This is a genomic window from Janthinobacterium sp. SUN073, assembly GCF_030397665.1.
Classification (GTDB): domain Bacteria; phylum Pseudomonadota; class Gammaproteobacteria; order Burkholderiales; family Burkholderiaceae_D; genus Janthinobacterium.
Window position 1 is genome coordinate 155,205 of record NZ_JAPUBT010000008.1, and the last position, 14,809, is coordinate 170,013.

A 14,809-nucleotide genomic window follows, 5' to 3' on the forward strand; every position below is an offset into this window, starting at 1 on the left:
TGAGGGCCGTGAGCACAGCACGGCGCTGATGCATGGTAAGTGTCTTTCACACACTTTTGGCGGGCCGTGCACGAAATGCACGTGGCCCGCATGAACGGCACTGAAGACGATGAAAATGTTGCAAAGGGTTGGCAAATGAACAGCTACAATGCCCGCCATGCCCTCCTTCTTCCACTACCTGCTGCGGTACTGCCTCGCTTGCTGCCTGGCCTTGCCCTGTTTCGCCATGGGCATGGACCGGTTATCGCTGGACGAAGGCTGGCGCACCTGCGGCGCGAGTGCCGCCGCGCCCGCCGCTTCGCTGCGCCAGCTCTTCCGGCCGGGCCAGTTGCTGTGCCTCGAGCGCGACGTCACTCTGGCCGCCACGCCGTCGTCGACGCAGCTGCTGGTGCTGTCGGCGCTGGCTTCGAGCGAGCTCTGGCTGGATGGCCACTTGATCGGCAGCAATGGCCAACCGGCCCGCCTGGCCAGCGGGGAGCGCGCGGGCGACATCGATTTTGCCATCCACCTGACGCCACAGCAGTTGACCATGGGCAAGCATCATCTGCGGTTGCTGTTGTCGACGCAGCAGGTGCCGTCGCACCTGACGTCGCCCTTTTATGCGCTGTTCCTGGTCGACCGGCAAGACCATCGCGCGGCGCTGGCCTGGTACCGGCTGCCGCCCCTGCTCTTGGCCGGGGCCCTGGGCGCCGTCGCCCTGCTCTTCCTGGCCTTGACGGTGCTGTACCAGCGGCAGCGGCACTGGGCCATGTTTGCCGCGCTATGCCTGGTGGCGGCGCTGCTGCTGGTGGTGGAACTCTGGCGCAGCATTACCGGCTATGTCTACCCCTGGCATTTGCCGCGCCTGTACGCCGTCAGCGCCCTGACCTGGCTATTTTCCGCCCTGCTGCCCCTGTATTTTTATACGGCCTACCGCCTGCCGCGCTGGCCGCTGGCGGCGGTGGTACTGCTGGCGGGCATCGCGCTGGCCGGCGCGCTGCCCGCGCATTTCGACTCGCGCTGCTGGTGGATGTTTCTGACGGCCCTGGCAGCGAGCCTGGCACTCAACCTGGACGCCCTGAGGCGCCGCCTGCCGGGCAGCCGCGGCGGCACCTTGATCGGGCTGGCCTCGTGCGCCCTGTTCCTGCTGACGGGCAGCCAGTTTGCCGAAGGCGGCTTTGCCCTCGTCGTGTGCTTCTTGCTGCTGCCCCTGTGCGCGCAATTGCTGGCGCAGCTGCTGCGTGTACGCAGCAAGGCGGCGCGCGCCCGGCAGCTGGAAAACCAGCTCTTGCGCAAAAGCATGCAGCCGCATTTCCTGATGAATTCCCTGAGCCTGATCAGCGAACTCAATGCGCAATCGCCGCAGGCGGCCGAAACATTCATCGAAGCGCTGGGCGCTGAGTTGCGCATGCTCAACGAGTTTGCCCAGCAGCCCAGCATTGCCCTGACGCAGGAACTGGCCCTGTGCCAGAATTACCTGAGCATCATGGGCACGCGGCTGCAGCAACCGTGCAGCCTGCAGCTCGATGGCGAGGCAGCGGGCATTACCGTGCCACCCGCCCTGTTGCTGACGGCACTGGAAAACGCGTTCAGCCACAACCGCTATCGCCATGGCGCTGTGTTTGTCCTGCGCATCGCACAACATGCGCAAACGCAAATACTTACCCTGATCCTGCCCGAAGGCGTAGCGCGCCCGCATGCGGGCAGCGGCGTGGGCGAACAGTACATCCGCGCCAGCCTGCACGCCGTGTTCGGCGATGCCGCCCACTATGCCAGCGAACAGCAGCAGGCAGGCTGGCGCCTCACCTTTAGCTTACCGGCGGCGCCATGAATGTGTTGATACTGGAAGATGAGCCGCTGATCGCGCAAGGCCTCGAACGCGAGGTGCGCGCGCATTTCGGCACGCGCCTCAGCAATGTCGTGCTGCATGACAATGTGCCACAAGCCCTGGCCGCCCTGGCGCAGGATCAGGCGCAGGAGCAGGTCGACTTGCTGCTGCTGGACTTGCACCTGCACGGCGCGGACGGCTACGACCTGCTGCGCCTGGCCCAAAAAGCCCCGTTCCAGACCATCATCGTCTCGGCCCACGCTGAACGCTCGATCACGGCCTTCGAGTTCGGCGTGCTCGACTTCGTTGCCAAGCCTTTCAGTCGCGAACGCCTGCACAAGGCACTGCAACGCTATACCGGGCGGCACACGGAAACCGCCTCGCTGGCCGTCAAAAAACGGGGCGCGCTGGAATGGATCGCCATGGCCGACATTGACCATGTGCAAGCCGATGGCCACTACAGCAACATCGTGCTGCGCAACGGCGAACAGTGCTTTCACGACCTGGCTATCGACAAGCTCATGGGCTTGCTGCCGCCCCACTTCCTGCGCGTGCACCGCTCCTACATCGTCAACAGCCTGGGTTTCAAGCGGCTGCAGATCGCCGCGGGCGGCAAATACGCGCTCGACACGCAGACCAGCACGGGCATCCCCGTCTCGCGCAGCAGCTATCCCGCGCTGAAACAGCGGCTGCTAGGTTAAAGTCCCCGCTTACCAGTGCTGGGCAAAGTTGGGGAATGGCGAGGCCATGTGCTCGGCTTCCACGGGCGGCGCCATCCAGTCGCGCGGGTCGACCTTGTAGTACTGCAAAAATTGCGCATACAGTTCTCCGTGGTGTTCAGCCATCTGGTAGGGCTTTTCAAAGAAGGTTTCCGTGGCCACGGCAAAGAATTCGGCGGGATTCGTGGCGCCGTAATGGTCCATCACGCTTTGCTGCTGATACATAGCGTCGTGGCGCAGGTTGTCGAAGTCGCGCGACAGCACGGTGGCCCAGCTGCGGTAGCTCGACACGCTGGGCAGGTAGGGCGCGCCATTTGCGGCGCCCGATTCGCTGTCGAGCTGGTGGGCGAATTCATGCAGCACCACATTGTGGCCATCGGTCCAGTCGGCCGCCCCGCGCTGCACGTGGTCCCAGGCCAGCACCACGCGGCCATCGCCCCAGGATTCGCCCAATAAACCGTTGGCCGAAGGCGTGACGACGCCGCCCGGCCCCACTTCATCGCGCGTGACGATGAATTCCGTGGGATACACGAGGATAGTGTCGAGCTCCGGATACACCTGGGTCTGGCGATTCAGCAGCAGCAAACAAGCCTGGCCGGCGATGGTGTAGCGCATTTCGTCCGTGATCTCCAAGCCGCCGCAGCCGACGAATTTCTTCTGGTACAGGAATTGCACGACAAGCCGGCGCAATTGTTCCTGCAGCGGCGCCGGCATGCGGGGATAGACGGGAATATTCTTTTCCAGCACGGCCAGGCCTTCGGGCGGCAAGGGCTTGGCCAAGGCCCGCTTCAGACGCCAGCGGGGAAACCACAGCGACAAGACGATGGCGGCCGTGACGAGGGCGATCCACAGCAGCGGATTCATGCGGCGGCCCGCTTCAGGACAGCGATGGCAATGAGGCCAAGGGAGACGGTGTAGGCAGACAAGGACAAGCTCCTTCGAATGAACCCGCAGCGGGACGAGCGGGCAGTCCAGCCCACATGGGGTTGATTAACATCTTTTCAATCCGCCAAGATCCAAAGGGCTGGCTGCAACGCCAAAAGCCGGGACGTAACCCGGCTTTCACTACAAGCTCTCAACGCTCGACAAAACCGTCGGGTGTTACTCGGCCGTTTTTTGCTGCGGCGCACCGAACAGGGCAGCGACGAGCGGATCGCGCGTCACGGGACCGCGGTTGACACGGATGGCGTAATGCGTGTCATCGGCCAGGATGTGGAAGTGGCGGCCGCTGCCTGCCATGCTTTGCTCGCGCAGGCCGGGACGGTCCTTGCGTGGTGGCGCGCCTTCGCGTTTGGGCTGGACGATGGCGGCCAGGAAGGCGCGCACGCGCTCAGGGTCCGGCGTCAGCTGGTACACTGCCTTGCCAAGGTAGGTGGCGGTGCCTTCGATGTAGCGGGCCAGTTCGATCACGCCCGCTTCGCGCAAGTCGCGGATGTATTTGCGGGCGCCCGATGGCGAAAACTTGAGGAACCAGGCGATTTCATCGGCCAGCATCTCGTGCAGCGACAATTCGCCGATCAGCTTTTGCATGTTTTCGATGCGGCGCAGGGTGGCCGATGTGGAACGCACGCGCTCGATCGGTGCCATGGAAATGGGATTCAGGCGCTCCGGGGGGATGGGTGCTGCGCGCTCTACCATTTGCGAGCCTTTTTCGGGGCTACGAAGTTCCTGGTGCGCTGCCTTTAATTCGCTCTTCACGTGAGACTGAGTCATTGCATGCATTTGAATACTCCTTTTAAACGATTGCCGGTAGCCCGGATTGTTAAGTTCTTGGCAATTTTTATACCAGAACACCACGAATCCTGAGCGTCTGGACACAGAATGCCACCCTGCTATTCTCTGGTCTGTGCGTTAACGAACATTAGGAACAAGAAAGTGAAAAATATTTCCTCACTGAATTATTTCTAAAAAGCATCTACATGCAGTGACATTTCTGCGCTCAAGGTGAAGTGGCGAACAGAAGCATCGCCATTCTTGCCATAAATTCAAGCTTCACGCGTGGCGCCCACCGCCGCATCGCGATATCTCGACTTTTGCAAAGGAATCATCATGAAAATACCTGCCCTGTTGACCGCCGCCTTGCTCGTCACCCTGTCCGCCTGTAAAAAACCGGCAGATGCGCCACTGCCCGAAACGGCGCCCAACCCCACGTCCGCGCCACAAGTGATGCCCGCCCCCGTCACGCCAGCCGTACCGGAAACCGGTCCCGGCCACGTGACGCCACCTGCGCCGCTGACCGCCCCGGCCACCGCGCCGGCACTGCCGCCCGCCACGGCGCCGAAATAAACCCGCCAACTGGTGATCGATCAGGCGCCCGCGCGCCGCCGCCCCTACTCCACGGGGGAGTTACGCGTTGCCAGCCTGTTTGCAACGCGTTTTTTTACGATTGGAGTCGGCCACGCCGTGAAGGTTCACCTGCTTGCTGACCCGCATGCGCAGCGCCCGGAATGCGGCAATCCGCACAAGCTTTCCCCTCGCCGTGCGGAAAGACGGAATATCGATATTTCCCACTTTCAATGGAATCAAATTAAACCTTTATAAACAATCACTTGCAATAAACGCCAAAATGCGCTCCACTGGCACGGAAGATGCTTTTATATTTTCATAACCGCCACCAGAGCGGCAGCCTGACCCAATATAAAACCATCTACCTTTTTTGGAGACAACAGCATGGCACGCACCTTCCGTATCTCGTCCTTCCTGAACACCAAGGCACTGGCCGTGGCCGTCGCACTGGCCGCACAATTCCCGCTCGCCGTCCACGCGGCCGACCTGGTCCGCCTGGGCAACCTGAAATTCGCCCATTACGGCGCCGTTGCCTACATGAAGGAAATCGCGCCCAAATACGACCTGAAAATCGAGGAACGCATCTTCGCCAAGGGCCTCGACATCGTGCCGGCCATGATCGCCGGCGAAATCGACGTCTCCGCCAGCGCGCTGGAAGCGGCCATCACGGGCCGCGCCACGGGCTTGCCCGTGTACCTGGTGGGCGGCTTCGCCAAGGGCGGCGTGCAGATCGTCGGGCGTCCTGACCTGAACATCAAGGGCATTGCCGACCTGAAAGGCAAGAAAGTCGGCGTCACGCGTGGCGGCCCGCAGGAAATCCTGCTGTTTGCCGAACTCTCCAAGGCCAAGCTGACCTGGTCCGACAAGCCGGGCAAAGACGTGCAAATTTTGTACATGGGCTACCCGGACCTGAACCAGGCGCTGCTGACCAAGGATATCGACGCCATGAGCCAGTCCGAGCCTTACTCGACGCAGGCGATCCACAAGAAATACGGCGCGGCCATCCTCAAGCCCTACGACACGCCACTGGGCGAGCCCGTGCGCGCCCTCGTGATGACGGAAAAAATGTACAAGGAAAAGCCGGCCGTGGCCCAGCGCTTCATGGATTGCTTCGTCGCCGCCACACGGGCGTTTTTGGCCGACCCGAAACTGGCGGAGAAATACGTGCGCGAATCGATGTTCAAGAACCAGATCACGTCCGACGATTACCGCGATGCCATCGACAACGCCATCTTCACGGAAGACATCACGCAGAGCCACGTGCAGCTGACCACCGACTACATGGTGAAATTTGGCGTGGGCCGCATGGCCAAGCCGCCTGCCGCCAAGGACTGGGTCAAGCTGGACCTGCTGGAAAAAGCCAAGAAAACCTACGCTCCACGCTAATCTGAAAGTATCACGATGAATATTCAAATGATGAAACGCTTCGCGCACGGTGCCATCGTGCCCGTGGTCGTGCTGCTGTTCTGGCAAGCATTGTCCACGTTCGGCTGGATCAACCCGCAAATCCTGCCCTCGCCCGTCGCCGTGGTCGTGAAGTGGTATGAATACCTGATCCCCATGCAAGCGTACACGCCCGAAGCGGGCAATTACCTGGTGTGGATGTTCTCCGGCGAACTGCCGCACGACGCCTGGGCCAGCCTGTCGCGCGTGCTGGGCGGCTTCGCCATCGGCGCCGGCCTGGCCTTGCCGCTGGGCTTGCTGATGGGCACCAACAAGACCATCTATAAACTGTTCGACCCGCTGGTGCAGGTGCTGCGCCCGATTCCGCCGATCGCCTACATCCCGCTGGCGATTTTGTGGTTCGGCCTGGGCAACCCGCCCGCCTTCTTCCTGATCAGCATCGGTTCCTTCTTCCCCGTGCTGATGAATACCATCGCCGGCGTGCGCCAGGTCGACGGCATCTACATCCGCGCCGCGCGCAACCTGGGCGCCAGCCAGATGACGATGTTCCGCCGCGTCATCCTGCCAGCGGCCACGCCATATATTCTGGCCGGCGCGCGCATCGGCATGGGCACGGCCTTCATCGTCGTGATCGTGGCGGAAATGATCGCCGTCAACAGCGGCCTCGGTTTCCGCATCCTGGAAGCGCGCGAATATTTCTGGTCTGACAAGATTATCGCCGGCATGTTTACCATCGGCCTGTTCGGCCTGGCCATCGACATGGCCATGAATGCCCTGAATAATCATTTGCTGCAGTGGCACCGCGGCCTGGAACACTGAGAGGAACGGCCATGACCACGATCAATATCAATGCAGTCAATAAAATCTTCACCACGGGCGGCGCCGACGTCATTGCCCTGAAGGACATCAACCTGGAAATCGCCAGCGGCGAGTTCATCTGCCTGCTGGGACCGTCCGGCTGCGGCAAGTCGACCCTGCTCAACGCCATCGCCGGCTTTTCGCAGCCGACGTCGGGCCAGATCCTGGCCGGCGGCAAGCTGATCACCGAACCCGGTCCCGACCGCGGCATGGTGTTCCAGGAATACGCGCTGTTCCCATGGATGACCATCGAGAGCAATATCGCTTTCGGCCTGGAAATCGCCGGCAAGACGCCAGCCGAGATCAAGGAACGGGTCGACATGCTGCTGAGCATGCTGGGCTTGACGGAATTCCGTGCCCGCTACCCGAAAGACTTGTCGGGCGGCATGCGCCAGCGCGTGGCGATTGCCCGCGTGCTGGCCCTCGATTCGCCCATCATGCTGATGGATGAACCGTTCGGCGCGCTGGATGCCTTGACGCGACGCAACCTGCAAGATGAATTACTGAAAATCTGGAAAGTCTTCGGTACCACCATCGTTTTTGTGACGCACTCGATCGAGGAATCGATCTACCTGGCCGACCGCACCATCGTCATGACCTACCGTCCCGGCACCATCAAGCGCGACGTGGCCATCGACCTGCCCCGCCCGCGCGACCCGAGCGACCCCGAGTTCAACCGCTTGAAACGCATGCTGGGCGAGATGGTGATGGAAGAGCAGCAGCGTCATCACAATGCGGAAACGATGGCGAGTACGGCAGATTAGTCGTCGTGCGACCATACCCCAAAGCAAATGCCGGGGTCGGACCTTAAGGTCCGACCCCAGTCCTTCGCTTTGGGGTCACATCTCTTCAACCCGACACACGGAGCACCATGGCACTCGGCAAATGGCCCTTGAGACCCGCGCTCGCCCCCCTGCTGGCCGTGGGGTCGCTGGTCCTGCTGACGTGGGCGTCGTATGCCTGGGTCAAGCAGCGCCAGCTCGATGAATTGCACCGCACGCTCGATTCGCGCGCGGAACTGTATGCGGCGTCCATCGGCGGCGCCCTGAACAAATACGAATTCCTGCCCCTGGCCGTGGCCCAGAGCGATGCCGTGGCGCAATTGCTGGAACAGCCCAGCGCCGACAGAGTCACGCAGATCAACGCCTACCTGGTCGACATGAACCGCCGCGCAGGCGCCTTTGCCGTCTACGTGCTCGACGACAAGGGCACGACCCTGGCATCGAGCAACTGGCAAGACCGCAGCTCCTACGTGGGCGTCAACTACGGCTTCCGTCCCTATTTCAAGAATTCCATCGCGGGCGGCATCGGCCGCTTCTACGGCATCGGCTTTTCCACCTTCGAGGCCGGCTATTTCATTTCCCAGCCCGTGCTGCGCGACGGGCGCATCATCGGCGTCGTCGCCGCCAAGGTCAACCTGGACTGGATCGAGCAATCGTGGCGCACGCCCGGTGCGGGCGAACAGATCTGGGTCAAGGATGCGAATGGCGTGATCATCCTGGCCACCACACCCGCCTTCAAGTTCAAGACCCTGGCGCCCCTGTCGCCGGCCGCGAAGAACGATATCAGCGCGCAGCGCCAGTTCCTGCAGGAAAACCTGCCCATTTTGCCGCACAAGGTGCTGCGCCAGTTCACCGACGGCGCCAGCGTCATGACCCTGGAGCGCCAGCAGTCGGGCGACACGCCGGCCCTGTCCGGCAGCGCCGACAAGGCGGACTATCTGGCCGTGAACCGCGCTCTTGGCCCGCTGCAATGGCAGATCACCGTGCTGGCCGAACTCGACCAGGTCAACGAGGCGGCGCGCAACGCGGCGATCGCCGCCGCGCTGGGCTGGGCCTTGCTGCTGCTGGCCCTGATGTATGCGCGCCAGCGCCGGCGCCGCATCGCCGACAAGCTCAATGCGCAGCAAACCCTGGCGCGCGCCTATGAACAGCTGGAAATCAAGGTCGAGCAACGCACGGCCGACCTGGTGCACGCGAATGGCCGGCTGCAGGCGGAAGTGGCCGAACGCGAGCGGGCCGAGCAAACCTTGCGCTATGCCCAGGCGGAACTGGTGCAAAGCGGCAAGCTGGCGGCCATCGGCCAGATGGCGGCCGGCGTCACGCACGAGCTGAACCAGCCGCTGGCCGCCCTGCAGACGTTTTCCGACAATGCCAAGGTTTTCCTGGCACGCGGGCGCATCGACGATGCGCTGGACAACCTGTCCACCATTTCCGACCTCGTCAAGCGTCTCGGCTATGTCACCTCGCAACTGAAAGGCTTTGCGCGACGCAGCGACGATGCCCGCAAACCCGTCAGCGTGCGCCAGGCGTTTGCGCAAAGCATGCTGCAAATCCGCACGCGCAAGCATTCGCAGCGCCTGACCCTGCATGAAAGCTGGCCTGAAGACGACATCATCGTGCTGTGCAACGCCATCGGCCTGGAACAGGTGTTTAGCAACCTGATCACCAACGCCATGGATGCCGTGCCGGAAAGCGAGCCCGTGCAGATCTGGTTCCAGGTGCGCCGCGAAGGCACACTGGCCATCATCCATATCACCGATAATGGTCCCGGCATTCCGCTGGCTTCGCTCGACAAGATCTTCGACCCCTTCTATACCACCAAGGAACACGGGCTGGGCTTGGGATTGTCCATCAGCGCAGGCATACTGCGCGCGGCCGGCAGCGCACTGGCCGTACGCAACCGCAGCGCGCAGGAAGGGGGCGGCGCACAATTTACCATCACCCTGAGCTGCGACCCGGGGGATAGAGACGAAGGAAACATCTGATGCATGAGAATAATTTTGAAGGCATGCAAGTGCTGCTGGTGGAAGACGACGCCGTCGTGCGCAAGGGCGCCCGGCAATCGCTGGAACTGGCCGGACTGCAAGTGACGGCCGTCGCCACGGCCGAGGAAGCGCTGCCCTGGCTGGTGCCCGAATTTGCGGGCATTTTATTGAGCGATATCAAGCTGCCCGGCATGGATGGCTTGAAACTGCTCGATATCGCCGTGGCGCAGGATGCCAGCCTGCCCGTGATCCTCGTCACGGGCCACGGCGACGTGTCGATGGCCGTGGGCGCCATGCGCCGTGGCGCCTACGATTTCATCGAAAAGCCGTTTTCCGCCGACTTGCTGGTGGAAGTGTGCCGCCGCGCCCTGGATAAACGCCACCTGGTGCTGGAAAACATGGACTTGCGCCGCCAGCTGGAACAACGGGTCGGCATCGAGGCGCGCATCGTGGGCCGCAGCGCGGCCATGGCCAAAGTACGCCAGCTGGTGCTGAACCTGGCGCCGAAATCGGCCGACATCATCATCCTCGGTGAAACGGGCACCGGCAAAGAACTGATCGCGCGCTGCCTGCACGACTTCAGCGAGCGGCGCGACCACCCGTTCGTGGCCATCAATTGCGGCGCCCTGCCCGAATCGATCTTCGAGTCGGAACTGTTCGGCCATGAGGAAGGCGCATTTACAGGTGCGCAGCGCCAGCGCATCGGCAAGATCGAATACGCGAATGGCGGCACCCTGTTCCTCGATGAAATCGAAAGCATGCCGCTGGCCCTGCAAGTCAAACTGCTGCGTGTGCTGCAGGAACGGCAAGTGGAGCGCCTCGGCTCGAACAAATTGATATCCGTGAATTTCCGCGTGATTGCCGCCGCCAAGGAAGACTTGAGCGTGCTGGCTGAACAGGGCAAGTTCCGGCCCGACCTGTATTACCGCCTGAACGTGGCCAGCCTCACGCTGCCCGCCCTGCGCAACCGGCGCGAGGATATCCCGCTGCTGTTCGAGTTTTTCGTGCTGCAGGCGGCCTTGCGCTACAGCCAGCCGGCCGCCCTCGTCAGCGGCGAGCTGATCGCGTCGCTGATGGCGCAGCGCTGGGCCGGCAATGTGCGCGAGCTGCACAATGTGGCCGACCGCTTCGTGCTGGGCTTGCTCGACGACACCCTGAGCCCGGCCGGCTGCCGCGAAGCGTCGCTGGCCGAGCAAGTCGACACCTTCGAAATCTCCATCATCGAGGAAGCCTTGCGCCGCCACAATGGCAACGTCATCGATGCGGCGGCTGCCTTGAATATCCCGAAGAAAACCCTGTACGACAAGCTCAAGCGATTTGATATCTCGATGGAGCAATTTCGATAATCATAGGCAAATAGCCGACACAGCCATGCGGCGCCGTCCTACCTGTTCCGGCGGACTCCTGTGTGAGAATGCCAGCTCACATCAACACTTGCAGAGGACACTGCCATGAAAACCGCCGCTCTCTTGCTGGCCGCCACCCTGATGACCGTCGGCGGCGCCTGGGTGCAAGCCCAGTCGACGACGAATGTCAACCAGACGGGCAACCACACCAATAATCCCAACGATCCGGGACAGAAATCGGACCAGTCAGACAAACTCGACAACAAAGGCAAGCTGGTGCACGACGCCAAGCCGGCCAAGGCGCGGACGGACAAGCGCAGCCGCCGCGGTAAGCCCGTCGCCACGCAGGACACCCCGGCAGCCAGCGGACCGGCCACCTCGCCGCCAGCGACACCGGCAGCACCGGCCCGCTAAGTCGGCCTCCAGGGCTGCGCCACATTACTGCCAGGCAAGCTATCATCACATCCTTTAGAAATAGCAAGGATGACAATGAAAGCAGCATGGCAAACGATGGTGGCGGCAGGCGTATTGGCGGCCGCCGGCGTACAGGCGGCGCCCACGGTGGGCGAGTGCATGGAGCTGACGACGGGCATCAAGTTCAGCAAGAACAATGGCGACGCCCAAGTCAACGTCGAGGAAACCTTCGAGGGCAAGAAACTCAAGGGCACGCAGCTGATCCTCGACGGCGGCGTGCTGCTGGCCACGTCCTACCAGGACATCCGCGACGGCCAGGTATTCCTGACGGGCACGATTCACTACAACGAAGACGGCAGCGTGCGCAGCAAGAACGTCTACGCGCCGCAATCGGCCATCCCCGCCAACATGCGCCCCGGCCAGGAAGTGCGCGTGCAGTTCTCGGACACGCAGACGAGCACCCACTACCCGTTGGCGGGCCTGTCCGACAAGATCACCACCTCCACGCGCACGGATAAACGCGATTTCTCCATCACCTTCCTGGGCTGGGAACGCCTGGAACTGGGTGGGCGCCGCTTCCCCGACGCCTGCAAGTTCGAACTGCGTGACGTGGGCGGCAAGAGCAAGGGTCAAAGCGGTGAATACGTGTGGTACGCGCAGGGTTACGGCGTGATCATGACGGACAAGCTGGACAAGGATGGCGATGTGCAGCCTGCGTATCGCATTGCGCTGACGAACATCCTCAGTGCGCCGTAAGGCCGCATTCTTTCCCGCAAAGCTTGCGTAAACGCAATTAACCCCGCCATCCCGCCCTCTACACTGTCCTGTCTGGTCAGCATGGAGCGGCGATGGCGTATCCCAAACTTCCCTACACCAGCGGCAAGAGCACCGCCCTGCTCCATTGCGGCCGCATGCAGGACGCCATCGTACGCATCCGCCCTGAGCTGCCGGGCAATGTCATCGTCATCCATGGCGTCAATGATGTGGGCACCAGTTTTGGCGCAGTGGAAAAGGGTTTATGCCAGGGACTCGACGCGCGCATGTACGGCGGTGGCCACGTGTTCACCCCAGCCGCGTACCGTATGCCGCAGGAATCCGACAAGCGTGAAGTGATCGCCGATCCGGACGCCATCTATTTCAAGCGCCAGCCTGATGACACGACGTACAGCCCCGTCATTCCGTTTTACTGGGGCTATCGCGAACAAGGCAACGCCAGCAAAGTGGTCAACGGCCAGAACACGGACCGCTACGGCAACCGCCTCGACAAGGACATGTCGAAGAACGGCGGCCCGTTCGGCAACGCCACCAACACCCTGCCCGACATGTGGAACAAGGGGCTGTTCTCGCCCTACGACGTGGGCGGCGATCCCGTGCGGCCCCTGATGACGGCGCCGGGCCGCATGTACATGGTGCTGGCCGCCAAGCGCCTGGCCGCGCTCATCGCCATGATCCGCGACTACGACAGCGATGACGTGGTCTCCATCGTCGCGCACAGCCAGGGCTGTCTGATCTCGCTGCTGGCACAGGCCTTCCTGCTCGACGAAGGCAAGCGGCCCGCCGACACCTTGATCCTCACGCATCCGCCCTACAGCCTGGTGGAAGACACGACCATGTTTTTCGGCGCGGCGGAATCGAGCCGCATCTTCGGCGGCGGCCAGGATGCGGTCATGCGCAAGCAGTACATGGCCATCAACGACCGCCAGACCTTTCATGCGCGCCTGCAAACGCTGGTGCAGATCGTGCAAGGCGTGGTGGCCAAAAAGCACGCCACACCCGCCTTTGCGCAGATCAAAGATCACGCCGTCTGTCACGGCATGGCGGGCGCTGCATGGCGCGCGGAAGCGGACCGCGACAACCGGGGCAAGGTGTACCTGTACTTTTGCCCCGAAGACATGACTGTGGCGCTGGACAATATGCAAGGCATCGGCTGGCAAGGCATACCCGATCATCAGAACGGCCATGGCCTGTCGACAAGCAAGGGCAAGAAGGAGGGAGGTATCTGGGGCGCCGGTCCCACTAATTGGGAAAAGGAGTATCAAATGCGCAAGCCGCTGGCGGAACTGGGGGCGGGATTCTTCCAGCGCGTCTTCACCAATAAACAGCGGCTCGATGCGGCTGGCAAGAACAGCGGGCCGGTGTTGGTGGGCTTGCCGCCGCACGACTTCGCCCTGCGCCTGGACGGCGAGGACGACCATGCCCACGTGGCCGCCGCCAACCGCGGCCATCGCGGCAACCATGACGAGGCGCCGTGGCCGCCCGTCAAACCCGGCAAATGGAATATCTTTTCCACGGAGGCGGGTCGGCGCGAAGGCTTGCGCACGATCAATGGCGAAGCGCTGCGCGTGCCCAGAGCGGCCGTGCTGGACGGCGGCGAGATCCGCCCTGGGCAATTCCCCAAGGATTCCGACCAGGCCAAGCTGCCGCGCGACCAGCAAGGACCGTGCGAAGAAGTCGACCCCATCGATGCGGCCATCGCCATTACCAGTAAAAAAGGCGTGCAAAAACTCCCGAGGGAAGTCGTCGACGATCCTCGCCCCCTGCACGACCGGAAATCGGAATACAACTATGGCCCCTTCAGTCCGTCCGCACTCAAACAGGTAGAGCAAGCGCTCAACCTGGGCAAAGATCCGGGAGACTGGCGCAAGCTGGAACGCGTGGCCCGCTACCCGCGCGGCGGCGACCTGCTGTACATCGATCCACTGGAAACCCCAAACCAGGCGCGCAAACGCTGGCAGAACGAGGTCAGCCCCAAATCCTTCCACGGCGCCATTATCGGCAATGCGGAAAACCACCGCAACGTAACGGCGTATGACGTGGCCATCGGTGGCGGCAAGGCGAGCAGCGATCCGAAGTTTTACCGGTATTTGTGTGCGGTGGCGGATTGGCGAATGCAACGAGATGCACTGATACCTCACCGGCCGTCTATTCGCAGATGGGAAGAGTTCTTGACGCAATTTGGTATCTATTGGGCATCTGAATCCACACAACACAGACAAATTATCGAAGGTAATGCCCAGTACTACAGTTCGGGAGTGCTACCGGCCTGGTTACCTGCCCTGGAAGCTGGCCTGCCCTCCACCGTCGTATGTGAAACCGTAACTGGCCGACGCACCGAATCGGTCATCACGCCAGTCGTCCACAAAGCCAGCGATGACATCCCAAAATGAACAACTTGCTTCCTCGCTTGACGTATCCGCTCGGTGCTGGC

At 62.2% G+C, this 14,809-nt stretch carries 13 protein-coding genes; 11 read left to right on the forward strand and 2 right to left on the reverse strand.

Annotated elements, in window-relative coordinates; translation table 11 throughout:
• Positions 1-148 precede the first annotated feature (148 nt).
• Both O0882_RS20825 and O0882_RS20830 read left to right on the forward strand, forming a co-directional pair.
• Positions 149-1,810 carry a sensor histidine kinase gene (locus tag O0882_RS20825; RefSeq protein WP_289951051.1) on the forward strand — a complete coding sequence of 554 codons (1,662 nt, stop codon included), beginning with the start codon at positions 149-151 and terminating at the stop codon, positions 1,808-1,810.
• Positions 1,807-2,508 (forward strand): response regulator, encoded by a 702-nt coding sequence (locus tag O0882_RS20830; RefSeq protein WP_289951053.1) that lies wholly within the window; start codon positions 1,807-1,809, stop codon positions 2,506-2,508. The genes O0882_RS20825 and O0882_RS20830 overlap by 4 nt, the downstream gene beginning before the upstream one ends.
• Before the next feature lie 9 nt (positions 2,509-2,517).
• Here O0882_RS20830 and O0882_RS20835 read toward each other — a convergent pair whose 3' ends face one another.
• Both O0882_RS20835 and O0882_RS20840 read right to left on the reverse strand, forming a co-directional pair.
• Entirely contained in the window at positions 2,518-3,390 is an 873-nt protein-coding gene (locus O0882_RS20835; RefSeq protein WP_289951055.1) for a M90 family metallopeptidase, read from the reverse strand.
• Between the two features lie 237 nt (positions 3,391-3,627).
• Entirely contained in the window at positions 3,628-4,164 is a 537-nt protein-coding gene (locus O0882_RS20840) for a winged helix-turn-helix domain-containing protein (protein ID WP_289951056.1), read from the reverse strand.
• Between the two features lie 411 nt (positions 4,165-4,575).
• Between O0882_RS20840 and O0882_RS20845 the strand changes: the two genes are divergently transcribed.
• The 9 genes from O0882_RS20845 to O0882_RS20885 all read left to right on the forward strand — a co-directional run bounded on the left by O0882_RS20845 (position 4,576) and on the right by O0882_RS20885 (position 14,768).
• The gene (locus O0882_RS20845; RefSeq protein WP_289951058.1) at positions 4,576-4,812 is read left to right on the forward strand and encodes a hypothetical protein; all 237 of its coding nucleotides are present in this window, start codon (positions 4,576-4,578) and stop codon (positions 4,810-4,812) included.
• Between the two features lie 384 nt (positions 4,813-5,196).
• Positions 5,197-6,198, forward strand: coding sequence for an ABC transporter substrate-binding protein (locus tag O0882_RS20850; RefSeq protein ID WP_289951062.1), 1,002 nt, complete (start codon positions 5,197-5,199; stop codon positions 6,196-6,198).
• Between the two features lie 15 nt (positions 6,199-6,213).
• On the forward strand, positions 6,214-7,035 hold the full coding sequence (locus O0882_RS20855) for an ABC transporter permease (RefSeq protein ID WP_096234589.1): 822 nt from the start codon (positions 6,214-6,216) through the stop codon (positions 7,033-7,035).
• 11 nt (positions 7,036-7,046) lie between these two features.
• Positions 7,047-7,838: an ABC transporter ATP-binding protein gene (locus O0882_RS20860; RefSeq protein WP_034786306.1), complete on the forward strand. Its 792-nt coding sequence runs from the start codon at positions 7,047-7,049 to the stop codon at positions 7,836-7,838.
• Positions 7,839-7,945: 107 nt separating this feature from the next.
• Positions 7,946-9,841 (forward strand): ATP-binding protein, encoded by a 1,896-nt coding sequence (locus O0882_RS20865; protein WP_289951067.1) that lies wholly within the window; start codon positions 7,946-7,948, stop codon positions 9,839-9,841.
• Complete coding sequence (locus tag O0882_RS20870) at positions 9,841-11,187, forward strand: sigma-54 dependent transcriptional regulator (protein WP_289951069.1); 1,347 nt, start codon at positions 9,841-9,843, stop codon at positions 11,185-11,187. Before O0882_RS20865 ends, O0882_RS20870 begins: the two co-directional genes overlap by 1 nt.
• Before the next feature lie 105 nt (positions 11,188-11,292).
• Positions 11,293-11,601: a hypothetical protein gene (locus O0882_RS20875; protein WP_289951071.1), complete on the forward strand. Its 309-nt coding sequence runs from the start codon at positions 11,293-11,295 to the stop codon at positions 11,599-11,601.
• Between the two features lie 75 nt (positions 11,602-11,676).
• Positions 11,677-12,357, forward strand: coding sequence for a hypothetical protein (locus O0882_RS20880; RefSeq protein ID WP_289951073.1), 681 nt, complete (start codon positions 11,677-11,679; stop codon positions 12,355-12,357).
• Positions 12,358-12,449: 92 nt separating this feature from the next.
• Entirely contained in the window at positions 12,450-14,768 is a 2,319-nt protein-coding gene (locus O0882_RS20885; RefSeq protein ID WP_289951074.1) for a DUF3274 domain-containing protein, read from the forward strand.
• The last annotated feature ends 41 nt before the right edge of the window (positions 14,769-14,809 follow it).